Source organism: Actinoplanes sp. NPDC051851, from assembly GCF_040681165.1.
Classification (GTDB): domain Bacteria; phylum Actinomycetota; class Actinomycetes; order Mycobacteriales; family Micromonosporaceae; genus Actinoplanes.
Genome location: NZ_JBFAYF010000051.1, coordinates 41880 through 68596 on the forward strand (window position 1 = coordinate 41880; position 26717 = coordinate 68596).

At 72.7% G+C, this 26717-nt stretch carries 21 protein-coding genes; 10 read left to right on the forward strand and 11 right to left on the reverse strand.

Annotated features, from left to right (window positions below; all coding sequences use genetic code 11):
- The first annotated feature begins 24 nt into the window (after positions 1-24).
- The 4 genes from AB0M08_RS35720 to AB0M08_RS35735 are packed head-to-tail and all read left to right on the forward strand — an operon-like array spanning position 25 to position 3905.
- Positions 25-693: a response regulator transcription factor gene (locus tag AB0M08_RS35720; RefSeq protein ID WP_364503357.1), complete on the forward strand. Its 669-nt coding sequence runs from the start codon at positions 25-27 to the stop codon at positions 691-693.
- Complete coding sequence (locus AB0M08_RS35725; RefSeq protein ID WP_364503360.1) at positions 690-2210, forward strand: HAMP domain-containing sensor histidine kinase; 1521 nt, start codon at positions 690-692, stop codon at positions 2208-2210. The genes AB0M08_RS35720 and AB0M08_RS35725 overlap by 4 nt, the downstream gene beginning before the upstream one ends.
- Before the next feature lie 34 nt (positions 2211-2244).
- Positions 2245-3147, forward strand: coding sequence for an ATP-binding cassette domain-containing protein (locus AB0M08_RS35730; RefSeq protein WP_364503362.1), 903 nt, complete (start codon positions 2245-2247; stop codon positions 3145-3147).
- Positions 3144-3905 carry a hypothetical protein gene (locus tag AB0M08_RS35735; protein ID WP_364503365.1) on the forward strand — a complete coding sequence of 254 codons (762 nt, stop codon included), beginning with the start codon at positions 3144-3146 and terminating at the stop codon, positions 3903-3905. The genes AB0M08_RS35730 and AB0M08_RS35735 overlap by 4 nt, the downstream gene beginning before the upstream one ends.
- A gap of 285 nt (positions 3906-4190) precedes the next feature.
- On the opposite strand, the gene AB0M08_RS35740 is transcribed toward AB0M08_RS35735, so the two are convergent.
- Complete coding sequence (locus AB0M08_RS35740) at positions 4191-4925, reverse strand: class I SAM-dependent methyltransferase (RefSeq protein ID WP_364503368.1); 735 nt, start codon at positions 4923-4925, stop codon at positions 4191-4193.
- 101 nt (positions 4926-5026) lie between these two features.
- Between AB0M08_RS35740 and AB0M08_RS35745 the strand changes: the two genes are divergently transcribed.
- Positions 5027-5554, forward strand: a complete 528-nt coding sequence (locus AB0M08_RS35745; RefSeq protein ID WP_364503371.1) for a GNAT family N-acetyltransferase — start codon at positions 5027-5029, stop codon at positions 5552-5554.
- Here AB0M08_RS35745 and AB0M08_RS35750 read toward each other — a convergent pair.
- Positions 5544-6521 (reverse strand): LysR substrate-binding domain-containing protein, encoded by a 978-nt coding sequence (locus tag AB0M08_RS35750; protein WP_364503374.1) that lies wholly within the window; start codon positions 6519-6521, stop codon positions 5544-5546. The genes AB0M08_RS35745 and AB0M08_RS35750 overlap by 11 nt on opposite strands.
- A gap of 88 nt (positions 6522-6609) precedes the next feature.
- Here AB0M08_RS35750 and AB0M08_RS35755 point away from each other — a divergent pair, with 88 nt between their 5' ends.
- Together AB0M08_RS35755 and AB0M08_RS35760 are read left to right on the forward strand one after the other, a co-directional pair.
- Positions 6610-7497, forward strand: a complete 888-nt coding sequence (locus tag AB0M08_RS35755; RefSeq protein ID WP_364503377.1) for a DMT family transporter — start codon at positions 6610-6612, stop codon at positions 7495-7497.
- Positions 7498-7755: 258 nt separating this feature from the next.
- Entirely contained in the window at positions 7756-8745 is a 990-nt protein-coding gene (locus AB0M08_RS35760) for a sulfotransferase (protein WP_364503379.1), read from the forward strand.
- Between the two features lie 39 nt (positions 8746-8784).
- On the opposite strand, the gene AB0M08_RS35765 is transcribed toward AB0M08_RS35760, so the two are convergent.
- Together AB0M08_RS35765 and AB0M08_RS35770 are read right to left on the reverse strand one after the other, a co-directional pair.
- Positions 8785-9423 (reverse strand): response regulator transcription factor, encoded by a 639-nt coding sequence (locus tag AB0M08_RS35765; RefSeq protein ID WP_364503382.1) that lies wholly within the window; start codon positions 9421-9423, stop codon positions 8785-8787.
- Entirely contained in the window at positions 9420-10574 is a 1155-nt protein-coding gene (locus AB0M08_RS35770; protein ID WP_364503385.1) for a histidine kinase, read from the reverse strand. The genes AB0M08_RS35765 and AB0M08_RS35770 overlap by 4 nt, the downstream gene beginning before the upstream one ends.
- 148 nt (positions 10575-10722) lie before the next feature.
- On the opposite strand from AB0M08_RS35770, the gene AB0M08_RS35775 reads away from it, so the two are divergent.
- From AB0M08_RS35775 to AB0M08_RS35785, 3 genes are all read left to right on the forward strand, one after another.
- Entirely contained in the window at positions 10723-11469 is a 747-nt protein-coding gene (locus tag AB0M08_RS35775; RefSeq protein ID WP_364503388.1) for an ABC transporter ATP-binding protein, read from the forward strand.
- Positions 11466-13970, forward strand: a complete 2505-nt coding sequence (locus AB0M08_RS35780; RefSeq protein WP_364503391.1) for an ABC transporter permease — start codon at positions 11466-11468, stop codon at positions 13968-13970. The genes AB0M08_RS35775 and AB0M08_RS35780 overlap by 4 nt, the downstream gene beginning before the upstream one ends.
- Positions 13971-14170: 200 nt before the next feature.
- Positions 14171-16405, forward strand: a complete 2235-nt coding sequence (locus AB0M08_RS35785) for an N-acetylmuramoyl-L-alanine amidase (RefSeq protein ID WP_364503393.1) — start codon at positions 14171-14173, stop codon at positions 16403-16405.
- 1104 nt (positions 16406-17509) lie between these two features.
- Here AB0M08_RS35785 and AB0M08_RS35790 read toward each other — a convergent pair.
- Genes AB0M08_RS35790 through AB0M08_RS35820 form a run of 7 tightly spaced genes read right to left on the reverse strand, consistent with a single transcriptional unit; the run spans position 17510 to position 26520 of the window.
- A complete protein-coding gene (locus AB0M08_RS35790) occupies positions 17510-19504 on the reverse strand; it encodes a response regulator (protein WP_364503396.1) in 1995 nt (664 codons plus the stop codon).
- Positions 19501-20565 (reverse strand): chemotaxis-specific protein-glutamate methyltransferase CheB, encoded by a 1065-nt coding sequence (cheB, locus tag AB0M08_RS35795; protein ID WP_364503398.1) that lies wholly within the window; start codon positions 20563-20565, stop codon positions 19501-19503. The genes AB0M08_RS35790 and cheB overlap by 4 nt, the downstream gene beginning before the upstream one ends.
- Positions 20562-22631 (reverse strand): response regulator, encoded by a 2070-nt coding sequence (locus AB0M08_RS35800; RefSeq protein ID WP_364503401.1) that lies wholly within the window; start codon positions 22629-22631, stop codon positions 20562-20564. Before AB0M08_RS35800 ends, cheB begins: the two co-directional genes overlap by 4 nt.
- Position 22632: 1 nt before the next feature.
- Positions 22633-24108 carry a methyl-accepting chemotaxis protein gene (locus tag AB0M08_RS35805; protein WP_364503404.1) on the reverse strand — a complete coding sequence of 492 codons (1476 nt, stop codon included), beginning with the start codon at positions 24106-24108 and terminating at the stop codon, positions 22633-22635.
- On the reverse strand, positions 24105-24644 hold the full coding sequence (locus AB0M08_RS35810; RefSeq protein ID WP_364503406.1) for a chemotaxis protein CheW: 540 nt from the start codon (positions 24642-24644) through the stop codon (positions 24105-24107). The genes AB0M08_RS35805 and AB0M08_RS35810 overlap by 4 nt, the downstream gene beginning before the upstream one ends.
- Positions 24641-26026 carry a CheR family methyltransferase gene (locus tag AB0M08_RS35815; RefSeq protein WP_364503408.1) on the reverse strand — a complete coding sequence of 462 codons (1386 nt, stop codon included), beginning with the start codon at positions 26024-26026 and terminating at the stop codon, positions 24641-24643. Before AB0M08_RS35815 ends, AB0M08_RS35810 begins: the two co-directional genes overlap by 4 nt.
- A complete protein-coding gene (locus tag AB0M08_RS35820; RefSeq protein ID WP_364503411.1) occupies positions 26023-26520 on the reverse strand; it encodes a chemotaxis protein CheW in 498 nt (165 codons plus the stop codon). The genes AB0M08_RS35815 and AB0M08_RS35820 overlap by 4 nt, the downstream gene beginning before the upstream one ends.
- Positions 26521-26717 lie beyond the last annotated feature (197 nt).

Genomic DNA, 26717 nt, shown 5'->3' on the forward strand with positions numbered 1-26717 from the left:
GTAGATGGACCGTAGCCTCGGGGCATGCGGCGGTTGATGGTGGTCGATGACGAGGCGACCGTGCGGGAGCTGCTCTCCGACGCGCTGCGGTTCGCCGGGTTCGCGGTGGTCTCGGCGGCCACCGGGGACGCGGCGGTCGAGGCGGCGGTCCGGGAGCCGCCCGACCTGATCGTGCTCGACGTGATGCTGCCGGGGATGGACGGGTTCGAGGTGGTCCGGCGGCTGCGGGCGGCCGGCGTCCGTGTCCCGGTGCTCTTCCTCAGCGCCAAGGACGCCCCGGACGACAAGATCACCGGCTTGACCGTGGGCGGGGACGACTACGTGACCAAGCCGTTCCACCTGCGGGAACTGATCGCGCGGATCACCGCGGTGCTGCGGCGCTCCGGTGACGGTGCGCTGAGCGTGGCCGACCTGACCCTCGATCCGGACAGTCAGGAGGTCACCCGCGGCGGGCGGGTGGTGCGGCTGTCGCCGACCGAGTTCCGGCTGCTCCGCTTCCTGATGACGCATGCGGGCACGGTCGTCTCCAAGGCCGACATCCGTACGGCGGTGTGGCGCTACGACTTCGCCGGTGACACCAGCATCGTGGATACGTACGTGAGCTACCTGCGCCGCAAGGTGGACGACCGCACGCCGAAGCTGATCCACACCCGGCGGGGCGAGGGGTACGTCCTCCGGGGGCCGCGGCCGTGATCGGGTCGCTGCGGGTGCGTCTGCTCGCCGTCGCGCTGGTGCTGCTCGCGGCCGGGATCGTGGTCAGTGATCTGTTCGTCGTCGGGGAGCTGAGGCGGCACCTGGTCGATCGGGTGGACCGGCAGGTGGCGTCGTTCGGGGAGCTGATGGCCCGGATCGATCCGGTGATGCTCAAGGCGGCGGACGAGGTGGCGTCGCGGCGGCTGCTCGGTGGGGTCGACCTGATCAGCGATCTGTCGGTCACCTACGTGGACGCCGGGGGACGGGTGGTGGCGACCACGCGGACCGGGCGGGTCGCTCCGGAGGTCTCCGATTCCCCGGTCTCCCCGGCCTTCTCCGCGGTGGGGCCGGACGGGTCGGCGTGGCGGATGATGATCGTGTCGCGGCGGGACCAGGGAGTCGTGGTCGTCGGGGCCTCGCTCGTCGCGGTCGACGAGATCGTCGGGCGGCTGCGGCTGATCTGCCTGGTCACGGGGCTGGTGCTGCTCGCGCTGCTCGGGGTGGCCGGGTGGCTGGCGATTCGGGCGGCGCTCCGGCCGCTGCGGATGATCGAGCAGACGGCGACGGCGGTGGCCGCGGGTGATCTCGGGCCGCGGATCCCGGTGAGCGGGCCGCCCGGGTCGGAGGTGGCCCGGCTGGCCGGGGTGCTCAACGAGATGCTCTCCCAGATCGAGCGGGCCTTCACGGCACGGAGCGAATCCGAGGCCCGGATGCGCCGGTTCGTCGCGGACGCGGGGCACGAATTGCGTACGCCGCTCTTCGGCATCGCCGGCTCGGCGGAACTGCACCTGATGGGCGGGGCGGGCGGCCCGGAACAGGTGGACCGCACCATGCGCCGGATCGACACCGAGGCGCGGCGGCTCACCGCCCTGGTCGAGGACCTGCTGCTGCTGGCCCGCCTGGACGAACCGGCCGCCGGACCGCTCCTGCACATGGCCCCGATGGACCTGCGCACGCTCGCCGTCGACGCCCTCGACCGGCTGCACAGCTTGGACCCGGCCCGCCCGGTGACCCTGACCGGTCTCTCCGCGCCGAAGCCGCCGGGCGCTCCGGGCATTGCCGGCGTTCCGGGCACTCCGCCGCCGGTTTTCTCAGGGCCGAGCACGACGGCGGCGGCCGTGCCGGGGCCTCCTGCGGCGGCGCCTGTTCTCGGGGACGAGTCGCGGCTGCGGCAGGTCGTGGTCAACCTGGTGGGGAACGTCCACGCGCACACGCCGCCGGACGCTCCCGTGCGGATCGGGGTCGGGCAGGACGGCGGGGAATCCGTGCTGGAGATCGCGGACAGCGGGCCGGGAGTGCCCGCCGACCAGGTCGAGCTGATCTTCGAACGGTTCCACCGCGGGGAGAGCTCGCGGGCTCGCGGGCCCGGTGGCGGCTCGGCGGGCCTGGGACTGGCGATCGTCAGGTCACTGGTGGTCGCGCATGGCGGCCGTGTCGAGGTGAGCCGCCCGGCGCAGGGCGGTGCCGTGTTCCGCGTCCGGCTGCCGGGAACCGGGGAGTCCACACAGGGACTCTGACGGTGCACGCAGGACGGCCGGACAGGCTGCGGGCATGCTCGAACTTCTGGGATTGATGAAGCAGTACCGCACCACGCGCGCCGTCGACGAGCTGACCTGCACCTTCGAACCGGGGAAGGTGACCGGCTTCCTCGGGCCGAACGGTGCCGGCAAGACCACCACGATGCTGCTCGTGCTCGGGTTGCAGCGGGCGGACGCGGGGAGCGTCCGGATCGGCGGAAAGAGGTTGACCGATCTCCGGGATCCGATGCGGCAGATCGGGGTGCTGCTCGATGCGCAGGCCGTGCACCCGAACCGCTCCGGGCGTGCGCACCTGCGTGCCCTCGCCGCGAGCAACCGTCTACCGCGGTGGCGGGTCGACCAGTCGCTCGACCGGGTCGGCCTGACCGCGGTCGCCGGGCGGCGGGCCGGGACGTACTCGCTCGGCATGAAGCAGCGACTCGGCATCGCGGCCGCCCTCCTCGGCGACCCGGCGATCCTGCTGCTCGACGAGCCGATCAACGGCCTCGACCCGAGCGGCATCGCCTGGGCGCGCACGCTCCTGCGCGACCTTGCCGCCGAGGGGCGCACCGTGGTGCTCTCCAGCCACCTGATGAGCGAGATGGAACAGACCGCCGACCACCTGATCGTGATCGGTCGCGGCCGCCTGATCGCGGACACGTCCCTGCCGGCCTTCCTGAGCAGTGCGAAAGCGGACACTCTGGTGGTCCGCGCGCCGGCCGACTTCGCCGGAGCGCTGCGTACGGCCGGCGCCGAGGTCCAGCTCCGTGACGACGGTACGTTCCTGGTCGGCGGCCTGGAACCGCGCCACGTCGCCGAGCTGGCCCTGGCCCGGGGCGTGCTGATCACCGAGCTCACGCCGCAGCGGGGTTCCCTCGAGGACGTCTTCATGACGGCGACCGCGGAGAGCCTCGACTTCGAGGGGGCCGTCCGATGATCCGGGCCGAGTGGATCAAGATGTGGTCGGTGCGGGCGCCGGCCGGGGCGCTGCTCGTGCTGGTCGGGTCGACGGCACTGTTCGGGGCGATGTTCGGCCTGGCCAGGGCGCGGCAGTGGACGTCGGAGGAGGTGTTCGACCCGGCACAGGCGAGCCTCGCGTGCGTCATCCTGACCCAGATCGCCGCCGTGACGCTCGGGGTGCTCTCGATCACCGCCGAGACGGCCACCGCAACGATCCGGTCCACCCTCGCCGCCCGCCCGCAGCGCGCCCGCCTGCTCGCCGCGAAGGCGCTCCTGGTCGGCTCCGCAACCCTGGTCACCGGCGTGGCGGCGTCCCTGCTGGCCTTCCTGGCCGGCCAGCCCGTGATCGCGGACCAGGGTGCGCCCCGGGCCTTCCTGACCGATCCCGGCGTACCCCGGGCGATCCTGGGCGGTGGTCTGTATCTGTGCGCCGCGGCCCTGATCGGCCTGGCACTCGGGGTGCTGCTGCGCTCGACGGCCGCCGCGATCACGACCGGAATCGGACTGCTCCTGCTGATCCCGCTCTTCGCCAGCGCCATGCCGGCCACCCTGGCCCGCTGGGTGATCGGGTACTGGCCCTCCGCCGCGGGCCTGCGCATCCTCACCACGGTCCCCGATCCGACGACCGCCGGCGTCCTGAGCTCCGGCCCGTGGCCCGGCTTCGCCCTCCTGGCCGCGGCGACCGCCGCCCTGCTCCTGCTGGCCGCGGCCGTCCTCCACCGCCGCGATCTCTGACCAGGAGTGACCCCGCTGGTCAACTCCGGCGGGTTTCCCCCGGTCGGGGTGGCCCTGTTTGGCCGGGTTGATCGACATTTCAGGATCAACTGCGGGGATGATCTTGGTGGCTGGTGGTCAGGGGTGTGCCGGCGGGCTTGAGTGACCTCTGGGTGCCAGCTTTCCCGGCGTGGCTGCGGGCACCCTGTCATGGGATCCGGCGTCCCGCCCCGGTGGTCCAGATGTGACCAGCAGGGTCAGGAGTGAGCGGCAGCCGCGGTGAGTGGTGAGTCGTTGGGGCGGGCGTCACCGGGAGGTGGCGAAGGCGGTGAGGCGGTAGAGGGGGTCGGGGCGGGGGGCGTCCTGGTCGGGGAGGGCGGCCAGCGCGCGGAGCAGGGGCGGGGCGGCGGACGAGGGGACCCAGGGGATCCGGTCCGTGGTGACGGCGGAGATCCACTGGCGGGGAGAGCGGCCCTGGCCGTGGCCGGGGAAGGTGGTCTCGCCGACCGGTTGGTGGCCGTGGGTGGCGCAGAGCGCGGCGATCGTGGGGTAGGCGTCGGGGCGGGAGGAGGCGTGCTCCCGGCGGAGTGGTGCGGTGAGCGTGGACAGGTCGCTCGGCGGGGCGAAAGCGGCCTCGTTCTTGTCGACCGTGGTGATCAGGCGGCCGCCGGGGCGGAGCACGCGGGTGGCCTCGGCGATCACCGGTGCGGCGTCCGGGAGCAGGTGCAGCAGCCAGACGAGGACCACGGCATCGACCGAGGACGACCTCAGTGGCAGTCGGAGAGCGTCACCCCGTGCGGCCCGGCCCGGGAGACGGTGTGCGGCCTTGGCGATCATTCCGGCGGTACGGTCCACGCCGAGCACCGTCCGGCCCCCACCCGACAGGTGCTCCGTGACGATCCCGGTCCCGCAGGCCACGTCCACGATCACGCGCGCGCCGCCGGGCAGCAGCGAGAGCACCGCCCCGGCGGCGGCCACCGCCCGGGGACGGCCACCGCGCGTCCGGTCGTAGTGGTCCGCTTCGGCGTCGTAGTCGAGCACCCGCCGATCCTAATCGCCCGGTGGGAACGACGATCATCCCCAGCGGGCGGCTGCCGGAAAACCGGTACTCCGCAGTGGAGGGCGGGCGATACGGTCGGCGTATGCCGGAACTGATCAAACCCACCGTCGAGATGCACGCCGCCTGGATCGAGGCGCGGGACGAGTGGGGGAGGGGTGTGCACCAGGACGGTGGAGGGCTGCGGCCCGAGGACGAGGTGGACACCCCGGAGGGGTTCGCGGCCTGGGTGGCCAAGCTGCACCGCGAGGCGGATCCCGCCGTTCCGCCGGTCGAGGGGTGGGTGCACTGCAGCTATCGGTGGATGGTCGAGGACGGGCGGATGCTCGGCAGCATCGCGCTCCGGCACGAGCTCAACGAGCTGCTGCTGAACGCCGGTGGGCACATCGGGTACAGCGTGCGGCCGAGCGAGCGGCGGCGCGGGCGAGCGAGCTGGGCGCTGGGGGAGATGCTCGGGGAGGCCTGGGGGCGCGGCATCGATCCGGTGCTGGTCTGCTGCACGGTGACGAACGAGGCCTCGGCCGGGACGATCGAGAAGCGTGGCGGTGTGCTGGAGGACATCCGGGAGACCGACGGCGTCGGCGTGATGAAGCGGTACTGGATCACGCGGTGACCGCGGCGTGCGCGGCGGGCGTGGCGTGCGCGGCGTGCGTGGCGGGCGTGGCGGGCGTGGTGAGCGGCGGCCGGGGGAGCGCGGCGACCGTCGAGTGCAGGGTGGCGAGCAGGGCCTCGGCCATCGGGTGCGGGCGCTGCCGGCGGGCGGTCGCGACGCCGACGTAGCGGGCCGGGGCCGGGCCGGTCAGGCGCGCGGCGGCGAGCCCCGTGCGGTCGGTGGCCAGCGCCACCTCGGGGATCATCGCGATGCCGAGCCCGGCCCGGACCAGGGACTGGGCGAACAGGTAGTCGGTGCACCGGCAGGCGGTGCTGATCGCGAACCCGGCCAGCGCCGCGTAGTGGTCGAGCAGGTCGTTCATCACCAGGCAGCCGTGCACCCAGCGCTCGGCGGCCAGGTCGGCGATGGTCACCGTGTCGCGGTGCGCCTCCGGATGGCCGGCCGGCATCACGATCCACATCGTCTCGACCATCAGGGGCGTCCAGCGCACGCCGGGGTGGTCCGGCGGCGTCTCGGTCAGGTGGTACGCCAGCGCGAGGTCCGCGGCGCCCGCGCGCACCTGCGGCAGGGCCTCCTCCGGCTCGCTCTCCAGCACGGTCAGCTCGACGTCGGGGTGGTCGGCGGTGAACCTCGTGAGCGCGTCCGGGAGCAGCCGCTGGCCGCCGCTGGTGAAGGTGGCCACGGTGAGGCGCTCGACCCGGGTGGTGGCCAGCCGGTCGATCTCGCGCTGCGCGGTGAGCAGCTCGGCGGCGATCGCGTCGGCGGCCCCGGTCAGCACCCGGCCGGCGTCGGTGAGCTCGATCCCGCGGGTGCTGCGCCGGACCACGGCCGTGCCCAGGGTGCGTTCCAGCGCGCTGATCTGCTGGGAGACCGCGGACGGGGTGAGGCGCAGCTCGGCGGCGGCCCGGTTGAAGCTGCCCTGCCGGGCCACGGCGGTGAGTACCTGGAGTCGCCTCGGGTCGATCATCAGCCACGTCCAGTCATAAGTTTGTCTTAATACGGCTTCACCAAGTCGACACTACCGCTTACCACCGTACGGGAAGAGGCTGTTGACTGTGAATCGTCGTGCGTGGCTCCTCTTCGTCCTGGTGTCGGTGCTCTGGGGCGTGCCCTACTTCCTCATCAAGATCGCCATCGAGGACCTCTCCCCGGTCTTCGTGGTGGCCGGCCGGTGCGCGATCGGCGCGGCGGTGCTGATCCCGGTGGCCGCCGTGCGCGGCAGCCTGTCCGCTCTGCGCGGCCGGGTGCCGGTGGTGGCGACGCTCGGTCTGGTGCACATCGTGGTGCCGTTCCTGCTGATCACCTACGGCGAGACGCACATCAGCTCGTCCCTGACCGGGGTGCTGATCGCGATCGAGCCGGTCGCGATCGCGCTGCTGATGGCCCGTTCCGAGCCGTTGACCCGGATCCGGGTGGCCGGCCTGGTGACCGGTTTCGCCGGTGTGGTGGTGCTGGTCGGGCTGGACGTCTCCGGCGACCGGTACGGGCTGCTCGGCGCCGCGATGGTGTTGCTCGCCACCGTCGCCTACGCGGTGGCCACGATGATCGTGCAGCAGCGGGCCGCGGACATCCCGCCGGACGCGCTCACCTCCGGCACCACCGTGGTCAGCACGCTGGTCCTGCTGCCGTTCGCGCTGTTCCGGCTGCCGGCCGGTGCGGAGGTGAGTGTCCGGTCCTGGTCGGCTCTGGTCGCGCTCGGCGTGCTCTGCACCGCCACCGCGCTGCTCGCGTTCTACCGGCTGATCGGCCTCGCCGGGTCGAACCGGGCGGGACTGGTGACGTACGTCAACCCGGTCGTCGCCACCCTGCTCGGCGTGACCCTCCTGCGCGAGCCGCTCGGCGCCGGGATGATCCTTGGTTTCGTATTGATTGTTACGGGCTGCTGGCTCTCGACACGCCCGGTCCGGGTCCCGGTGGGCCACCCGGAGAGCATCGCAGTGTAGCGGAGAGTGACGATGCCCCGGACGTGAGCCGCGAAGATCACGATCCGGTGTCGTGTTTACAGGTCGTTGACAAGTTCCTACCAGCTTCTACCTATTTACTAGATAATTCACAGCAAGAGGACAGGCGCAACACCTCGACAACACAGGGACTTTGCGAAATCTTTTCCGAGTCTTCAAGATCGTACGGAGACTAGGAAGGGAGCGCTATGACAGCGCTGGGGGAGACAAACCCAGTGGACCTCACTTACGGTGGTCGCCATGCCCAGTGACCGCCCGATCTTCGTCGTCGGCTGCCCGCGCTCCGGCACCACGATGCTGCAACTCATGTTGCACGCGCACCCGCGCATCGCCCTCCCGCCGGAGACCCGGTTCCTGCTGGCCGCGTATCAGCAGCGCCAGAAGTTCGGGGACCTGAACGACGAGGGCCACCGCCGGGACCTCGGCAAGTGGCTGGTGAAGACCAGTCAGTTCGGCGACCTGGGCCTCAACAAGGAGCAGGTGGTCGAGGCCGTGGTGGCCGCGCCACCGACGCTGGGGTCCGCTCTGGGCACGATCTTCAAGATGTACGCGGAACGCTTCGGCAAGCCGCGCTGGGGTGACAAGCGGCCGCTCTACCTGCGGAACCTGCCGGTCATCCTGCGGCTCTTCCCGGACGCGCAGATCATCAACATCATGCGTGACGGCCGGGACTGCGTGGCCTCCCTCAAGGAGACCCCGTGGAGTTCGAACGAGTTCCAGACGCTGGTGGACACCTGGACCGAGTCCGCCGACGCGTCGCTGCTGGCCGCGCGCCGGTACCCCAAGGACGTCTACCACCAGGTGCGGTACGAGGACCTGGTGGCCGATCCCGAGCCGTACCTGCGCGGGATCTGCGACTTCCTCGAGGAGGAGTTCGACCCGGCGATGACCAAGCCGTCCGACCTCGCCTCGGTGGCGGTGCCGAAGTACAAGAGCTGGCACAAGCTCACGCACCAGGAGGTCACCACCGAGCGGGTGCAGAGCTGGCGGTCCCGGCTCACCGAAGAGGAGATCGCGCAGTGCGAGACCGCCTTCGGTGACCGGCTCGCCTACTTCGGGTACGAGCCGTCCCAGCCGGTCGCGCGCAGCGCCCGGTTCCGCTCGTCGGCCCGTCTGGTCGCCAAGCACCGTCTCGGGCCCGCCCGCAACGCGGCGCGGCAGTTCCTGAAGTCCACGCCGGCCGAGCCGCCCATCGCGGCCCGGTTGACGAGCCGGCAGACCGCCGGCTGAGTTCTCTGGAGATGGAGGGCTCCGCGGAGCCCTCCATCGTCAGCTGATCAGGCGCCGTTCCCAGGCCCAGGCGGCGATCTCCACCCGGTTACGGGTGCCGAGCTTGGTGTGCACACTGCCCAGGTGGGTCTTGACCGTGCCGACCGAGATGAACAGCTCGCCGGCGATCTCCGCGTTGGTCCGGCCACGGGCGATCAGCCGCACCACGTCCCGCTCGCGCGGGGAGAGACCGCCGTCGTCACCCCGCGGCGCCGGCGGCGTCAGGTGCTCCAGCAGCCGTACGGTGATCGACGGGCTGATCAGCGCGTCCCCGGAGACCGCCGCGCGCACCGCCTCGATCAGCAGCGCCGGACCGGAGTCCTTCAGCAGGAACCCGGCCGCCCCGTTGCGCAGCGCCCGGTGCACGTACTCGTCCAGGTCGAACGTGGTGACCACGACGACCCGCACCGGATCGGCGACACCCGGCCCGGCCAGCAGGTTCAGCGCCTGGAGCCCGTCCATCCGGGGCATCCGGATGTCCATCAGCGCGACGTCCGGCCGCAGCCGCCGGGCCGCCTCGACCGCCTCCACGCCGTCGGCCGCCTCGCCGACCACCGCCATGTCCGGCTGCGCGCCGATGATCATGCCGAAGCCGGTGCGGACCATCGCCTGGTCGTCCGCGATGAGCACCTTGATCATGGAGTACTCCGGTCCAGGGGGAAGACGGCGTCGACGACCCAGCCGGTGCTGATGCCCGGCCCCGAGGTGAACTGCCCACCGGCGGCGCGGACCCGTTCGGCCAGGCCGACCAGACCGTACCCCGAGCGCTCGGGGCCGAGCCCGGCGCGGGGCGGCGGGCCGTCGTTCGCCACCCGCAGCAGCAGCGTCTCCGGGGTACGCCGGAACCACACGTCCACCACGGTCGCCTCCGGCGCGTGCTGCCGTACGTTGGTCAGCGCCTCCATCACCACCCGGTACGCCGACGTCGACACCTCCACCGGCAGCCCGTCCAGTGAGCCGTCGGCGTGCAGCCGGGCCGCCGCGCCACCCGCCGCGGTGAACTGCCCGACGAGCGGCCCGAGGTCGTGCACCCCGGCGATCGGCGCGAGTGGGGCGTCCGGCCGGGACTCCGGGTCGCGCAGCACGCCGACCATCCGCCGCATCGAGGCCATCGTCTCGGCGCCGGCGTTCTCGATCTGTTCGAGGGCGAGCAGCACCCGCCGCGGATCCTGCTCGGCGATGAACCGGGCGCCCTGGGCCTGCACGACGATGCCGGTCACGTGGTGCGCGATGAAGTCGTGCAGGTCGCGGGCGAACTCGGCGCGCTGCTCGGCGCGGACGTGGTCGACGGCCCGGCGCCGCGCCTCCTCGGCCGTACGCAGGTAGACGCCGGTGGCGATGGCGGCGGCACCCGCCAGGGCCTGGATGAGACCGAAGATCACGTAGATCGCGATGACGCCGCCCCGCAGCGGCTGAAGGCCGACCGCGACCAGGGCCAGGCCGCACGCCACGATCGCCCGGTTGACCGGGGCGTGCCGGGCCACCACGTAGAGCACGCCGAGCATCGCCAGCGACTCGGCCAGACCCCACATCACCTGCGCACCGACCACCACCGAGAGGTAGGCGGTGAGCGCGATCGAGTTGGCCGCCACCGCGATGGCGGCGGGTGGCAGCCGGGACGACCCGGTCCGGTGATCGGGCAGCCAGACCGCGGCCACGGCGACGGCCGAGCCGATCTGCCAGAGCACCACCCCGGCGTGCATGCCCTGCGCCACGTCGAAGACGCCCAGGATCGCCAGCACGCCGAGGGCGCCGAGCTGGGCGAGACGGAGAAGGATCGTGCGGGTCACCGGACTCAGCGTAGGTGCCGGCGGGTCTCTCCCCATCGGCCGAAAGGAAGACCCGGGTTGCTCCGGAGCCGGTCCGCGGGCCGATGTGCGTACTTGCCCCCATCGACCAGGATCCCTTCGTCAACCTCACAGCGAGCTGGGAGCATCCATGCAGACGTACCCGCCGGCGGCCGCGGTCGCCGCCGTCGACCTGGTGAAGGTGTACGGCACCGGTGACACCGCGGTCCGCGCGCTGGACGGGGTGAGCGTCGGCTTCGACCGGGGCCGGTTCACCGCGATCATGGGACCGTCCGGCTCCGGCAAGTCCACCCTGATGCACTGCCTCGCCGGGCTGGACACCGCCACCACCGGCCAGGTACTGCTCGGCGGCACCGACCTGACCACCCGGTCCGACCGGGTGCTGACCAAGGTCCGGCGGGAGCGGATCGGCTTCGTGTTCCAGTCGTTCAACCTGCTGCCGCAGCTCACCGCCGAGCGCAACATCCTGCTCCCGCTCGACCTGGCCGGGCGCCGCCCCGACCAGGAGCACCTGGACCGGCTGGTCACCACGCTCGGGCTGGCCGGCCGGCTCGGGCACCGGCCCAGCGAGCTCTCCGGCGGGCAGCAGCAGCGGGTCGCGCTGGCGCGGGCACTGGTCACCCGCCCCGAGGTGCTCTTCGCCGACGAGCCCACCGGCAACCTGGACTCACGCTCCGGCGCCGAGGTGCTCGGCCTGCTCCGGGACTCGGCCCGCGACCTCGGGCAGACCATCGTCATGGTCACCCACGACCCGGGCGCCGCGGCGTATGCGGACCGGGTGGTGCTGCTCGCCGACGGGCGCCTGGCCGGGGAGATCCATCAGCCGGACATCGCGTCGGTGACCGACGCCCTGCAGACCCTGGCGAGCGCCCGGTGAACGCGGTCCTGCGTACCCAGCTCGCCGGCGTCGCCCGGCGCCCGTCGCGGATGCTGCTCACCGGCCTGGCGATCCTGGTCGCCTCGTTCGTCGTCTACGCCACCGTGCTGGCCCAGCAGATCACCGTGCGCAGCGTGCTGAACGGGCTCAGCGGCACCCCGGAGGCGGTCGGCCTGGTCGTCGGGAACGGCGAGGTGGACGGCGACATGCTCACCGCGATCAGCGCGCTGCCGGGTGTCGCGGAGGCGGCCGGCCGGGTGCAGATCGGCAGTCAGGTGGGCGGGCGGTACCTCAACGTCAGCGCGGATCCGGGCCGCGGGCCGCTCAGCCTGGTCGCCCTCGCGTCCGGGCGGTACCCGTCGGCGGCGGGGGAGATCGCCATCACCCCGCGGACCGCGCAGCTGACCGGTTTCGCCGTCGGCACGAGCGCGGACCTCGATCCGGGCACCGGCACGAAGGTGCCCGTCACGGTGGTCGGCCTGGTCACTGCCAGAGACGATTTCGGGTACGACGCGTACGCGCCCTGGACCACCGTGTCAGCCCTGGGAGCCGGCGAGCGGCTGAACCAGATCGACGTACGGCTCGACCCGGGCGCCGACCCGGACGCGGTGCGCTCGCGGATCGACGCGCTGGTCGCGGCGGCGCCCGCCGACGGACGGCCGGAGGTGGCCACGGGGGCCGACGTCCGGCTCGCCGAGGCCCGGGCCGCCTCGGCGGACGTGAACAGCGTCTTCGCCGTGGTCGGCATGTTCGTGGCGATCGCGGTGGCCGCCGCCGGCCTGATCGCCGCCTCCACGTTCCGGATCGTCTTCGCCCAGCGGATGCGGCAGCTCGCCCTGCTCCGCGCGGTCGGCGCCGGCCGGGGCAGCACGTTCCGGGCGCTCGCCACCGAGGGTGCGCTGACCGGCCTGCTCACCGGCCTGACCGGGGTGCTGGCCGCGCTCGCCGTCGGCCACGCGCTCCCACCCCTGCTGCGGGCGGCCGGCTTCACCGTCGCCTCGCCCGGCTTCCCGGTGTTCCGTGGGATCGGCACGGTCCTGCTCGCGGTGGTGCTGACCGTGGTGGCGGTGCTCGCCCCGGCGGTCTCGGCGAGCCGGGTGGCGCCCCTGGAGGCGCTGCGCAGCGCGTCGACGACCGGCGCCCGGACCGGGATCGGCGTCCTCCGCTGGATCGCCGGGCTGCTGCCGCTCGCCGGTGCCGTCGCGGTCGCGGCGTACGTGGTGGCGAACCTGCCCGGCGCGGACACGGAGAACTACGAGGTGATGCCGATGCTGCTCGCCGTGGTGCTCTCCGGCACGCTCGCCTTCATCGCGCTGATCGCCCTCGGCCCGGTGCTGGTCCGTCCGGTGCTGGCGCTGGCCGGGTGGCCGCTGCGCCGGCTCGGCCCGGTCGGGCGGCTCGCGGTCGGCGGGGTCGGCGGCAGCGCGCGCCGGGCCGCGGCGGTGTCGGTGGTGGTCGCGCTCGGCGTCACCCTGGTCGCCGGGGTGCTGGTCGGGCAGGCGTCGATGCGGGTGCTGATGGAGCGGGAGACGGCCGCCTCCGCGCCCGCCGACTTCGACCTGACCGGCGGCGACGGCGTCACCCTGCCGGACGGGTTCGCCGAGAGGGCGGCGCGCAGCGGGGAGCTGACCCGGGTGACGCCGTACCGGAGGGTCTCGTCGGTGACCGTGGGCGACGTGGACGCGCCGGTGACCGACGTCGACACGACCGCGCTGCCCCGGTTCGCGGACCTCGACTACCACGCCGGTTCGGCGTCGGGCCTGGGCTCGGGGAAGGTGGTGGTGGCCCGCTTCGTCGCGGACCTGGCGGGCCTGACGGTGGGGGACACCGCGACGGTCCGGGGCGCGAAGGGGCCGGTGCCGCTCGTCGTGATCGGGGTGCTGTCCGACATGGGGCCGCTGCACAGCGGGCTGCTCGTGACCCCGGAGGACCTGACCAGGCTGGGTGCGCCGGCGGCGTACTCGGGGATCCTGGCGGACGCGGCGCACGACGGCGCCGAGGGGCGGACCGAGGCGCTGCGGGCGCTGCGCGCGGTGCCCGCCGGGGACACGGCGTACAGCGTGGACATCCTCGCCGACCAGCGGGACCAGATCGAGAGCGGGCTGCGGATGGTGCTCGCCGTCGCGCTCGGGCTGATCGGGCTCACCGTGCTGATCGCCGTGGTCGGCGTCGGCGCCACGACCGCGCTCTCGGTGGTCGAGCGGGCCCGTGAGTCCGGGCTGCTCCGGGCGATCGGGATGTCCCGCGGTGCGCTGCGGACCATGCTCACCACCGAGTCCGCCCTGTACGGCGTGATCGGCGCGGTGCTCGGGCTGGCGCTCGGGGTCCCGTACGCCTGGCTGGCCCTGCAGGCGGTCGGCCTGAACGCGCCGCTCGCCCTCCCCGGGTGGCAGCTGGCGGCGGCGTTCGTGGCCCTGGTGGTGCTGACCGCGCTGGCCGGTGTGTTCCCGGCCCGGCGGGCCGCCCGGGTGAGCCCGGTGAGCGCGCTCGGCACGGAGTAGGCCGTCACCGAGGGGCCCGGTGGGTAACCGGGCCCCGTCGGCGTAGCCGGGTCCCGTTGGGGTAGCCGGGTCCCGTTGGGGTAGCCGGGTCCCGTTGGGGTAGCCGGGTCCCTACTCATGGTTAATCGTCGATCCCGTCCCGAAGTGATCACCATCATCCGGTACCCTCACGCGGCGATATTTCGATCACGGGGGATGGGATGAATCGAAAACTGGCGATCGGCTCGGGGATTGCGGTCGCGGTGCTCGCGGCCGGCGGCGGGGTAGCGGTACTGACCTGGCCGTCCGGCGACGGCACCACGCAGGCGGGCCTCACCACGATCCCGGCCGACCCGAACGCGGAGCCGCCGGCGATCAAGACGCAGCTGAACACGGTGGACCTGGCCGCCTCCGGTGGCACGGCGGACCTGCCGCAACGGGACACCAAGCAGTTCAGCCTGCTCGGCGTGACCTGGACCGACCCGGCCGCCAAGCCCACCGGCGCCATCGAGGTCCGGACCCGCAGCGTCGCCACCGGCACGTGGACCGGCTGGCAGGACCTCGACGTCACCGACAACGGACCGGAGTCCGCCGAGGCGGCCACCGCCGGCCGCCGGGGCGCGACCGAGCCGCTCTGGGTGGGTGCCTCGAACGGCGTCGCGGCCCGGATCGGCGGTAAGGACCTCCCGGCCGGGCTGCGCCTCGACCTGATCGACCCGGGCAGCTCGACCGGCGGCCAGGGCGGCGGCAGCGGCATCCTGCTCGCCGACGAGCCGTCGGCTGAGCCGTCCGTATCCCCCTCGGACAGCGTGTCCGCCGAACCCTCCGAGTCGGTCTCCCCCTCCGAGAGCGTCTCGAGTTCGCCCACCGAGTCGTCGTCGCCGGCAGCCTCCGACTCGCCGAGCCCGAGTGCCACCACCTCGGCGCCGGCCTCCGCCTCGCCCAGCCCGAGCGCCACCAGTGAGCCCCCGGTCTCCAACGTGCCGGTCTCGGTGCCGTTCCCCACCTACGTGTCGCGCAAGCAGTGGAGCGCCGACGAGACCATCGTCGGGGACATCACCATCGCCACCGAGGTCAAGGCGCTCTGGGTGCACCACACCGCGACCACCAACGACTACTCCTGCTCCGACTCGGCGGCGATCGTCCGGAGCATCCAGACGTACCACGTGAAGAGCAACGGCTGGTCGGACATCGGGTACAACTACCTGCTCGACAAGTGCGGCACGCTCTTCGAGGGCCGTAAGGGCGGTGTGGAGAAGCCGGTGGTCGGCGCGCACACCGTCGGCTTCAACACCAACTACGCCGCGATCTCGGTGATCGGCAACTTCGAGACCGCGAAGTCCAGCGACACCATCGAGACGGTGATCGCCAAGGTCGCCGCCTCCCGCCTGGGCAAGTACGGCTACAGCCCGGCCGAGACCGCCACCTTCACCGCGGGCTCGACGAACAACAAGTACACGGCCGGCACCAAGGTCACCCTGCCCCGCGTCTCCGGGCACCGCGACCTGGACGCCACCGCCTGCCCCGGTGCCAACCTGTACTCGCGGCTGGCCGCCATCCGGGCCAAGACCCAGCTCACCGTGACCGGCGGCGGGGTGTCCGGCGGCGCGTACTACGTGAAGAAGTCGGCGACGCTGAGCTGGCCGGTGCTGGCCACCACCTCCGACGTGACCGGGTTCTCCGTGCTGGTCGACGGCACGGTCGCGAGCACGTACGCCGCATCGGTACGCAGCGCCTCGGTGGCCGTACCGGTGGGCAAGCACACGGTGACGGTCCAGGCCGCGTACTCCTCGGGCAAGGTCTCCAAGGTCAGCGCCACGATCTACGGCGACACCACGGTGCCGACGCTGACCACGCCGGTGCCGGGCCTCAAGACCGGTACCTACAGCACCTCGTCGGCGCCGGTCGCGGTCACCTTCACCGCGAAGGACAACCTCAAGGTCGCGTCGGTCACGGTCAGCAAGCCCAAGAGCGCGACCCTCTCCGGTACGGCCACCAGCTGGTCGACGACGGTCAAGCCGGCCGGCAAGCTCTCCTACCTGGTCACCGCGCGCGACGTGGCCGGCAACGCGCGGGCCGCCTCGGTGACGCGGACCGTGGTGCTGATGCCGGAGACCAGCGCCAAGAAGAGCGGCACGTGGACGAAGAAGACGTCCAGCTCGTACCTGAGCGGGAAGGCGCTCTCCGCGACCAAGAAGAACGCGAAGCTGACGTACACCTTCACCGGTAGCTCGGCCGCGCTGCTCTTCACCCGCACCACGAAGTCCGGCAAGGCCGCGATCTACGTGGACGGCAAGAAGATCACCACGATCGACCTGAAGGCGAGCTCGACGCTGCACAAGCGGGCACTCTGGACCCGCAACGTGTCCTACGGCAAGCACACCGTGGCGATCGTGGTGGCCGCGACCTCGGGGCGGCCGACGGTGATCTCGGACGGTCTCGCCTACATCAAGTGAGATGCATCAGCCCGGATGCATCTAAACTGATGCATCTAAACTGATGCATCTAAACTGATGCATCTGAACCGATGCATCTGAACCGATGCATCTGAACCGATGCATCGGCTGGACGCCATGGCTGTTTCCGCTGGCTTGAAGCGACCGAAACGGTCCGCCGAAGTCTCCTGGCTGGCGGTCAGGGGCGACCCCGCTGGTCGATTCCGGCGGGATCGTCGCCGGCGGGGTCGCGGGGTGGGCGTTCTCGGTCATGGTCCGGGTGGGCCCCGTATGGCCCGGACTTGATCGACTTTTCATGATCGACTACGGGTTTGATCTTGGTGGCTGGTGGTCAGGGGTGTGTCGGCGGGCTTGAGTGACCCGTGAGTGCCAGCTTTCCCGGCGTGGCTGGTGTTCAGGGGTCTGTCGGGCGCCTGAGACACCCCGGATCGCCAGCCGACCGGGGCCGAGGCACCCCGGATCGCCAGCCGGACCGGCCGAGGCATCCTGGACGGCCGGCTCACCGCCTGCGGGCACGCCGCCCGACGGCCCGGGACCGAAACCTGGCCGATGGAATCGACGATCCGCGGGCGGCGAGTGTTTCGGACGGGCACTCACCGCGGGATCCGGCGTCCCACCCGAGCGGTCCAGAGTTGACCAGCAGGGTCACGGGTGTCTCGGCGGCATCTGAGACACCACTGACCACCAGCTGGACCTGCCACGACCGATGCATCAGATCAAATCGGGACGGCGCTCGCGAGGTCCTCGTCAGCCCTGCCGGTTGTCTACCGGACGGCGCTACGAGGTGCTCCTACGGCGAGAAGGGCGAGTGCGGCGAGAAGGGCCCCCGCGCGGCCCCCGCCCCGCGCGGCGCGAGAAGGGCGAGAAGGGCGAGAAGGGCGAGAAGGGCGAGAAGGGCGAGAAGGGCGAGAAGGGCGAGAAGGGCGAGAAGGGCGAGAACCGATTCGGAATCCTCCGGCGCACACGCACTCGCGATATACCACCGACGAGCGAACCGCCACGCGGAGCCCGGCCCGTTGACCGAACGAACGGCTCCGCGACCAGCGGAAAGACGCGTTGCCCCCGAAACGGAAAGACGCTCGCCCCTGGGAACGGGAGGACCACTCAGCCGGAGCGGCGTGCCTGATTGCGTCGTTCCGGGCTGGGCCAGCCCGTCGCCGGGGGCAGGGTGAACCAGAACGTCGCGCCGCGGCCCTCCTCGCCCTCCGCCCAGATCTCGCCGCCGTGGCGTTCGATCGCGCGGTGCACCGTGGTCAGGCCGATGCCGGTGCCCGGGAAGTCGCGTGCGTCGTGCAGCCGGGCGAACGGGCGGAACAGCTCGCCGGCCTTGCCCGCCGGGAAGCCGGCCCCGTTGTCCCGGATGAAGTAGCGGCCCTCCGCGCATCCCACCTCGATCCGCGGGTGCTCGACCCGCCGGGTGAACTTCACCGCGTTGTTGATCAGGTTCTCCAGGACCACCCGGACCAGGCCCTCGTCACCGTCGGCGGACATGCCCTCGTGGACGGCGTACTCGACCCGGTGTTCGGGGTCCCGGCCGGAGACCTCGGCGGCGACCTCCCGGGCCGTCTCCGACAGGTCGAAGACGGTCCGGCGCAGCTCGCCGCGGCTGGCCCGGGCCAGGATCAGCAGCGACTCGACCAGGTCGGCCATCCGCAGCGCGGCCGCGTGGATCCGTTCCAGGCGGCTGCGGGTCTTCTCGCCGAGCGGCTCGTCGTCGCCGTCCTCCAGGATGTGCTCGGCGAAGCTGCTGATCACCTGGAGCGGGCCGCGCAGGTCGTGCGAGACCGAGCCGGAGAACGCCTCCAGCTCGCGGTTGCGCCACTCCAGCTCCTCGACCATCGCGGCGCGGGCCTCGGCGAGCTCGCGGGCCGCGCGCTCCTCGGCGGCGTCCAGCTCGCGGCGCATCAGCTCCTCGCGGATCCGCCGGCTCTCGTCGTGCGACTGCTTGCGGCGGATCTGCGCCCGGACGTGCACGCGCAGCCCCTCCGGTACGTCGGCCTCGCTGACGTAGTCGTCGGCGCCGGCCGCCAGGCACTCCAGCATCACGTCCTCGCCGCCGGCCATCACCAGCGGGAGGTCGCCGACCCGCGGCACCTCGCGGATCCGCCGGCAGGTGTCCCGCGCCCTCTCGACGTCGTCGTCGAGGCCGAGGACGATGCAGTCGACCGGCTGGGCGGCGAGCATCCGGAGCGCGTCCTCGGCGCCGGTGGCGTGCATGATGTCGTACCCCTCGGTGTGCAGCGCCTCGTTCCATCGGTCGAGCTCGGCCCGGTCCGGGCTGACCGTGAGCACCTTGCCGGGGCCGTGCAGGCTGCCGGTCGCCTCGATCGGGAGCTGCTCGGCGGCCTGCCGGAGCACCGCGGCGAGCTTGGCCAGCACCACGGCCAGGTTCTGCTGCTTGCGGACGAAGGCGTCGGCGCCCGCGTCCAGCATCTGCATCTCGGTGGCGTAGTCGTCGGCCGCGGTCATCAGGATGCACGGGGTGTCCCGCAGCGCCGGGTCGAGGCGGATCCGGCGGATCACCGTGGCGCCGTCCATGCCGGGCATCACCCCGTCCACGATCACCGCCTGGGGGCGACGGTCGGCCGCCATCCGCAGGCCCTCCTCGCCGCCGGACGCGGTGAGGATCGCGTACCCCTCCGGCTCCAGCAGGTCGCGCAGCTCCTCGCGGAACGTCATGCTGTCGTCGATCACCAGGACCGTGGTCACCCCGGCGGCCTTCTCGTCCGGGATCTCGCCGAGCAGCTGCCTCGTCCGGGCCACCACGTAGCCGGCGTCGTACGGCTTGCCGACGTACTCGTCCGCCCCGGTCCGCAGCCCGGCCAGCCGGTCGGTCACCTCGCTCTCGCTGGAGAGCAGCATGGTCACCACGTCGGCGCGGGCCGGCATGTGCCGCAGTTCGGTGAGCAGTTCCAGCCCGTCCGCGTCGGGGAGCAGCACGTCCAGCACCGCGGCGTCGAAGGCCGCGGTGGCGAACGCGTTGCGGGCCTCGGCACCGGTCGCGCAGAGGATGGTCCGGAACCCGTCGTCCTCGAACGCCTCGTGCAGGTCCATCCGTACGGTGAGGCTGTCGTCCACGATCAGCACGGTCGGTGTCATCGGCGTGTCCCGGCGGGGTGCAGCTCGGCCAGCCGCGCGGCGATCCGGCCCGGCGGCAGTACGTACATGGCCGCGCCGAGCAGGGCGGCCTCCCGGGGCATCCCGTACACCGTGCAGCTGCCCTCGTCCTGGGCGAAGGTGACCGCGCCCCGGTTGCGCATCTGCAGCAGACCCTGGGCGCCGTCCCGGCCCATCCCGGTGAGCAGGCAGCCGACGGAGGCGCCGCCGTACTCGACGGCCACCGACTCGAAGAGCACGTCGACCGACGGGCGGCAGGAGTGCCGGGGCGGTCCGTCGGAGAGCCGCAGCAGCTGGTCGCGGATGAAGACGTGCCGGTCCGGGGGCGCGAGCAGCACCTGACCGGCGAGTGAGCGGAGCGGGGTGCCGTCGGTCGCGTACCGCACGTCGCGTTTGGTCTGCCCGGCCAGCCAGTCGGAGAACGCCGTCGCGAACTGCTCGCTCGCCGCGATGTGCTGCACGCAGACGACCGGCGTCCGGAAGTTCGGCGGCAGCGAGCGCAGCAGCTCGGTGAGCGCGGCCGGGCCACCGGTCGAGGAGCCGACCGCCACCACGCTGAACGCGTCGGTCGGGGGGAGGACCACGGCGGGGACCGGTGGCGGCGGCGTGGAGCTGCGCCGCCCGTCCAGCCGGGCCCGCGGATGGGTGATCACCCGGATCCGGGAGACCATCCGTACGGTGGCCCGCAGCCGCGGCGCCCAGTCCACGTCCGAGTCGTCGCCGCGCGGCTTCTCCAGCACGTCCACCGCGCCCGCCGCGAGCGCGTTGTAGGTGCTGAACAGCTCCCGCCGGTCCGCCGAGGAGACCACCAGGATCGGGATCGGGTGCTCGGCCATGATGTGCTCGGTGGCCTCCAGTCCGCTGATCCCGGGCAGCATCATGTCCATCGTGATCACGTCGGGGCGCAGCCGGCCGGCCATCTCCACGGCCTGCTCGCCGGAGACCGCCTCGCCCGCCACCAGCAGCTCCGGGTCCGCGGCGAGCGCCTCCCTCAGGTGGTGGCGCATCGTCATGGAGTCCTCGACGACCAGCACCCGGATCACGCGCGCACCACCAGACGGCGGATGTGGTTGAGCAGCTCCTCCTGGTCGAACTCGCCCTTGACGACGTACGCGCTGGCCCCGGCCCGCGTACCGCGTTCCCGGTCCTCGGCGCTGGACCGGGAGCTGACCAGGATGGCCGGCACGTTCGCCAGCTCCGGCTCGGCCCGGGTCCGCTCGACGAACGTGAAGCCGTCGATGCCCGGCATGTCGATGTCGGTCAGGAAGAGGCCGTACCGGCGGGCCCGGGCCCGGTCCAGGCCCTCCTCGCCGGAGGCGGCCAGGTCGACCTCGTACCCGGCGGACTCCAGGATGCTGCGCTCCAGCATCCTGGTGGTCAGCGAGTCGTCGACCACCAGGATCGGCAGCGGCGGGGTGGTCGGCGCCACGAACGCCCGGCCGCCGGCGTCGTTGTAGAGCACCATCGCGGCCAGGCCCATCGGGTCGAGGACCAGCCGCGGGTTGCCGTCCGCGTCCACCGCCACGTTGGCGATCGCGTCGGTCGACGGCGCCAGGTCCGGCAGCGGGCGGGCGACCAGGGCGTGCGTGCCGAGCAGCCGGTCCACGCCGATCGCCACCGTGGTCTCACCCGCCTTCAGCACCACCGCGGCGCCCGGCCCGCTGTCGTCGTCGAAGATCTCGGTGCCCACGTAGAGCGCCTCGGCCAGTGGCAGGAACGGGACCGCCACCCCCTCGAAGACCAGCCGGCCGGTGGCGGCGGCGGTCACCGCCTCGTCCGCGTCGAGCCGGGCGCAGGCGCGGACCGCGTCCAGCGGCAGGGTGGCCACCGAGCCGCCCGCCTCGACCATCAGCCCGGTCATGCTCAGCAGGGTCAGCGGCACGGTCAGCTCGACGATGGCGCCCTGGCCGGGGGTGCTGCGTACCGAGACCTCGCCGTGCAGCTGGGCGGCCGCGTCCCGGAGCACGTCCATCCCGATGCCCCGGCCGGCCACCTCGGTCACCGACGGCGAGGTGCTGATCCCTCCGTGCATGACCAGCTCCATCACCTCCGCCTCGCCGTCCCGGCCGCTCGCGCCGAGCAGACCGCGGGACTCGGCGGCCCGGCGCAGGCCCGCCACGTCGAAGCCGCGGCCGTCGTCGGTGCAGAGGAACGAGGCGTACCGGCCGCGCCGTTCGACCTCGAAGGTGATCGTGCCCTCGGCGGGCTTCCCCGCGCCCTGCCGCTCCTGTTCCGGCTCGATGCCGTGCACCACCGCGTTCCGGACCACGTGCAGGAACGCGGCGCTGACCGGGCCGAGCAGGTGCGAGCCGAGCCGGACCTCGCCGCCCGCGCTCAGGAACCGGACCCGGCGGCCCTCGGAGACGGCGGCGTCCCGGACCGCCCGGCGCAGCGCGGTGAAGATGCTCCCGGCCGGCACCAGCCGCAGGCTCTCCGCCTTGGCCCGGACGTCGTCCATCTCCCGCTCGATCTGGTCCACCGCGTCGGTCATCCGCCGCCCGGCGCTGCCCAGTTCGCCGGCGATACGCGCCGCCGAGGCCCGGCCCGCCGAACTGCCGGGGGCGCGGCCGCTGCGGAGCTGGTCGGCGAGGGTCTCCGCGTTGCGGCGCAGGCGCTCCATGACCTGGCAGCCGGCCCGCAGCGGTGCCATCCGGGAGGTCGCCTCGTTGATCGCCTCCAGCAGGTCGTCCAGCTCCGCGCTGGTGGCCCGCTGCGGGGCGAGGTCGATGGGCTCGTCGACCGGCTCCGCGTCGGGCGCGGCCGCCGACTCCACGGGCGCCGGTGGCGGGGCCGGTTGCTCCAGGGCGCGTACCTGAGCACTGATCTCGTCGTTGAGGCGCAGCAGCTCGCGCATCTCCCCGGCGGCCAGCGCGGCCGGGTCCTCCCGGTGCGGGACCAGCACCTCCTCGAAGGCGTGGGCCCGGTCGGCGATCTCCTTCTGCTTGACCACCCGCGCCGCGCCCTTGAGGGTGTGCGCCACCCGCAGTAGCCGCGCCACCGGCTCCGGTCCGGGCCGCTGGTCCAGGTCGAGCACGCCGGCGCTGATCTGATCGGCCAGCTCCCGCGCCTCGACCCGGAAGTACCGGAGTGGGTCGCGCCCCTCCGGCATCTCAGTGGCCCCGGGTTCCGACGAGCTCCAGCAGTTCGCCGGAGAGCGAGGTGAGGTGCGCGGCGGTCTGCTTGGTCTGCACCGCGCTCGCCTCGGTCTCCCGGGAGACCCGGGCGGTGTCCGAGGCGGCCACGTTGACCTGCTCGACCGCGGTGGTCTGCTGTTTGGTGGAGAGCTCGATCTCCCGGGTCGCGTCGTTGGTGGTGGCGACCAGCTGGACGATCTCCCGGAACGAGTTGGTGGCGTCGTCGAACCGCCGCGCGCCCGCGTCGACCGCCTTCGCGCCGATCTCGGTCGCCATCACGGTGGTGTTCACCGCGCCCCGGACATCCTCGATCAGGGCCCGGATCTCCTTGGCCGAGACCGACGTACGGTCGGCGAGCTTGCGGATCTCCTCGGCCACCACGGCGAACCGGCGGCCCCACTCGCCGGCCCCGCTCGCCTCGATGGTCGCGTTGATCGCCAGGATGTTGGTCTGCTCGGCCAGCTCCGAGACGAGGTCCACCACCACGCCGATCTGCTGCGACTTCTCGCCGAGCGCGAGCATGTGCTGGACGATCTGGTCGACCTGGGTACGGATCGCCGCCATCGACGCGCGGGTCTGGTCGATGTTCGAGTCCCCGGCCCGGGCCGCCGACTCGGTCTCCTCGGCGATCTTGGAGACCCGCTGGGCGCTCTCCGCGATCTGCCGCGAGGTGATCAGCAGCTCGTTGATCGTGGTGGTGATCTCGCTCATCGCGCTGGCCTGGTCCCGGCCACCGTTCACCTGCTGCGCGGCGGCCGCCTCCAGCTCCGCCGAGGAGCTCTGGATGTGGCCCACCGCGGCGCCCACCTCCCGCCGCAGGTCCCGGCTCAGCCGCCAGGCCACCGCGACCGCGCAGAGGGTGGTGATCACGCCCAGCCCGATGATCATCGTGATGGCGAGGGCGGCCTGCTGCGACGAGTGCTTGCGGTCGGACTCCACGTCGGCGCGTACCTGGTCGGTCAGCTGGGTGATGTTGCTCAGCATGACGTCGCGCAGCTGCACCACCGTGCTGTCGGTCTCGGACGCCGTCGGGACCGCGGCGCCGGTGGCATCGCGGTCGGCCATCACCGCCGTGAGCGCCTCGGCGTGGTTCGCCTCGGAGGTCTGCACCTGGTTCAGCAACTCCTGGATCTTGCTGTCGGTGACCTCCTTCTTCAGGACGGCGAGCTGGTCGAGGAAGTCGGTACGGTCCTGCGCGGTCTGCGCGGAGAAGTTCTGCTGCCGGTCGCCCCAGGCCATGTACCCTCGGTAGTCGCTGAGCCGCTTCTCCATCAGCCGGGCGAGGTTCTCCGAGCCGGCCAGCTGCTGGGTCGCCGCGCTGATCACCCGGTCCTTGGCGTTCACCACGAAGAGCAGGCAGAGCACGGTCAGGACGACCGAGATCAGCGTCAGGAGGCCGGTGATGCCGACCCCGACGCCCAGCTTCCGGCCGTAGGTGTGTCCCGCCATCATGTGGCCGCCCCCTCGCTCTGGTGTCCGGCCAGCTGATGCACCAGCATCCGGGTGGCCGGGACATCGATGATCGGGCGGTTGCCGTCCGGCAGCCGCACCATGCCGTGCAGGCAGCCGCGCTGCCCCTCCGGGCCGGCCGCGCTGTCGACGACGTCGGCGGCGCGGACCCGTACGTGGTGGTCGAGCTCGTGGAAGGCGAGCGCCAGGGGTGGCGTGCCGGCCGCCATCACCAGCCATCGCGGTCGCTCCGGCAGCGGATGTCCGAGCAGCGCGGCCAGGTCGTAGACCGGGACCACCACACCGGCGAACCCGGCCAGGCCGAGCAGGCCGCGGACCGAGGTGGGCAGCGGGACGATCCGCCGGTCCGGGTGCACGCCGGAGGCCTGGGAGAGGCGCAGCGCGTACGCCCGGCCGCCCGCCCCGATCGCGAGCAGCTCGACGACCTCGCTGTCCAGGGTCCGGGCCGGCACCGCGAAGGAGTTGTCGAATTCGGCCCGGAGCCGTTCGACCTTGCTGGCCACGGTGGGCTGGCTCATCGGCGGCCGCCCCGGGCCATCGCCGACTCCAGCTCGGTCCGGCACAGCTTGACCAGGGTGAGCCGCCCGAACCCCCCGCCGAAGAGCGCGATCCGCTCCTCGCCCTCCCGCCCGAGCAGGTCGAGCGCGGCCTCCAGCTCCGCCGCCGCGCCGCGCCCGTCGCCGCGCCGCCGGGCCAGCAGCCCCATCCGCAGCCGCGGCATCGCGAACGACGGATCGAGGTACGCCGCCAGCCGGTACTGCCCGACCGCGTGGTCCGGGTCGTCGACCTCGTGGCAGAGCCCGAGCAGCTGGTGCGCGTCCGCGGACGGCCCGCCGTTGTCGATCAGGTGCCGCGCCGTCTCCCGGGCCTCGGCGAGCCGTCCCACCTGAGCGAGCAGGACACCGTGCAGCAGCCGGAGCCGCGGGTCCGGCGCCGGTATCGCCTCGATCATGGTGACCGCGTCGGCGAACCGCTCGCCGCGGAGCAGATCCAGCGCCCGCCGGTGGACGTCCTCGGAACCGGGCATCGGGCGGGCCGGTGCGGTGGGCACCGAGGGGGTGCGGACCACCGGTGCCGGCGGCTCGGCCCGCAGGTAGTAGATCGAGTCACCGCAGTGCCGCACCAGCAGCCCCTCCGGCCGGGCGCCGAGCGAGTCGGTGTGTCCGAGGAAGAGCGCACCACCGCTGACCAGCGCGCCGGTCATCCGCCGGACCACCTCGGCGACGACCTCCCGGGTCAGGTACATCAGCACGTTCCGGCAGAAGACCACGTCGTACCGCCCCGGCTGCCACACCCGCGGGTCCGGGGGGCCCGCGAGGTTGTGCTCCATGAAACGCACCGCCGAGGCCACGTCCGCAGAGATCTGAAACCCTTCTCCGGTACGCCGGAACCAGCGCTCCTGTGCCGTGGCCGGCGTCTCCCGCAGGACCCATTCCGAGTAGCACCCGCGTTCCGCCCGGCGCAGCATCTCGGGGTTGGCGTCCGCGCCGACCACCTGCACGATCCAGCTCGGGTCGGGCCGGGCCCGGAGTGCCGTGATCGCGAGGGAGTACGCCTCCTCCCCGGAGGAGCATCCGACCGAGAGCAGCCGGAGCACCTTCTGCGCGCCCCGGGCCGCCACCCGTTCCGGCAGCACCTTCTCGGCGAGTGCCCGGAACTGATCGCTGTGCCGGAAGAAGTACGTCTCGGTGATGCTCAGCTTCTCGGCGAGGACGGCGGTCTCGCTCTGCCACTCCCGTCCGGCGAGGCGGTCGACGTACCGCGACGCGGTCAGCCCGCTCTCGCCGGCGCGGTCGGCCAGCACCTGCTCGATCGGGATCGCGGCCGGGTCGGCGGTGGTCCAGCCGAGCCGCCGTCGCAGCACGTCGCGGAAGCGCTGCAGGGTATCCGGATCGGTCATGGCGCCACCGGTTCCTGCGCGGTGGCGGCCGCCTCCCAGACCTCGTCCGGCACGGTGCGCAGGCTGCGGAGCACCAGCAGCGGCTCGGTCCCGATGGTGCCGACCGCGGCGATCAGCGACCGGCTGGCCCGGGTGAAGAGGGTGGCCGGCCCCTCCGGCGGCGTCCCGGTGACATCCTGCACCCCGAGCACCGGCCCGGTGGCGCAGGCGACCGGGCCACGGCCGGCGTGCACCGCGACGTACCGGCTGATCTCGCCCTCGACCCCGGTGAGCAGCCGGGTCATGTCGATCACGGGGGAGGGCTCGCCGCGCAGGATGGCCAGGCCCCGGACGTACGGTGGGGTGCCCGCGAGCGGCCGGGTCTCCAGCGGCCGCATGATCTCGATGACCTCGGCGAGCGGCAGCGCGCAGAACAACGGCCCGGCCCGGAACACCAGCGCGACGCCCCCCGCGTCGAGCGCCGGAGCCAGTACCTGACCTTGCTGCCCGCCCACAACGTCAGGCTAGCCATGGTTTGCCCGACTTTTGCGAATTCCGCTCGCTTCCCGGTGGCCGCCTATCGGCCACCCACCGCGCTCCCTGAGCGAAACCCGCGAGCCGGTGCCCACCCCGGGCCGTAGCGCGCCGCCCGGTCTTGGCTGGTTCTCCGGGGTGTCTCGAGCCCTCGAGACACCCCGGAGAACCAGCCAAG

Excerpts from the sequence above, each read along its gene's own strand:
- AB0M08_RS35720 (WP_364503357.1), top strand. The coding sequence starts at position 25 with ATGCGGCGGTTGATGGTGGTCGATGACGAGGCGACCGTGCGGGAGCTG.
- AB0M08_RS35730 (WP_364503362.1), top strand. The coding sequence starts at position 2,245 with ATGCTCGAACTTCTGGGATTGATGAAGCAGTACCGCACCACGCGCGCC.
- AB0M08_RS35735 (WP_364503365.1), top strand. The coding sequence starts at position 3,144 with ATGATCCGGGCCGAGTGGATCAAGATGTGGTCGGTGCGGGCGCCGGCC.
- AB0M08_RS35745 (WP_364503371.1), top strand. The coding sequence starts at position 5,027 with ATGCCGGAACTGATCAAACCCACCGTCGAGATGCACGCCGCCTGGATC.
- AB0M08_RS35750 (WP_364503374.1), bottom strand. The coding sequence starts at position 6,521 with ATGATCGACCCGAGGCGACTCCAGGTACTCACCGCCGTGGCCCGGCAG.
- AB0M08_RS35760 (WP_364503379.1), top strand. The coding sequence starts at position 7,756 with ATGCCCAGTGACCGCCCGATCTTCGTCGTCGGCTGCCCGCGCTCCGGC.
- AB0M08_RS35765 (WP_364503382.1), bottom strand. The coding sequence starts at position 9,423 with ATGATCAAGGTGCTCATCGCGGACGACCAGGCGATGGTCCGCACCGGC.
- AB0M08_RS35775 (WP_364503388.1), top strand. The coding sequence starts at position 10,723 with ATGCAGACGTACCCGCCGGCGGCCGCGGTCGCCGCCGTCGACCTGGTG.
- AB0M08_RS35785 (WP_364503393.1), top strand. The coding sequence starts at position 14,171 with ATGAATCGAAAACTGGCGATCGGCTCGGGGATTGCGGTCGCGGTGCTC.
- AB0M08_RS35790 (WP_364503396.1), bottom strand. The coding sequence starts at position 19,504 with ATGACACCGACCGTGCTGATCGTGGACGACAGCCTCACCGTACGGATG.
- AB0M08_RS35800 (WP_364503401.1), bottom strand. The coding sequence starts at position 22,631 with ATGCCGGAGGGGCGCGACCCACTCCGGTACTTCCGGGTCGAGGCGCGG.
- AB0M08_RS35805 (WP_364503404.1), bottom strand. The coding sequence starts at position 24,108 with ATGATGGCGGGACACACCTACGGCCGGAAGCTGGGCGTCGGGGTCGGC.
- AB0M08_RS35810 (WP_364503406.1), bottom strand. The coding sequence starts at position 24,644 with ATGAGCCAGCCCACCGTGGCCAGCAAGGTCGAACGGCTCCGGGCCGAA.
- AB0M08_RS35815 (WP_364503408.1), bottom strand. The coding sequence starts at position 26,026 with ATGACCGATCCGGATACCCTGCAGCGCTTCCGCGACGTGCTGCGACGG.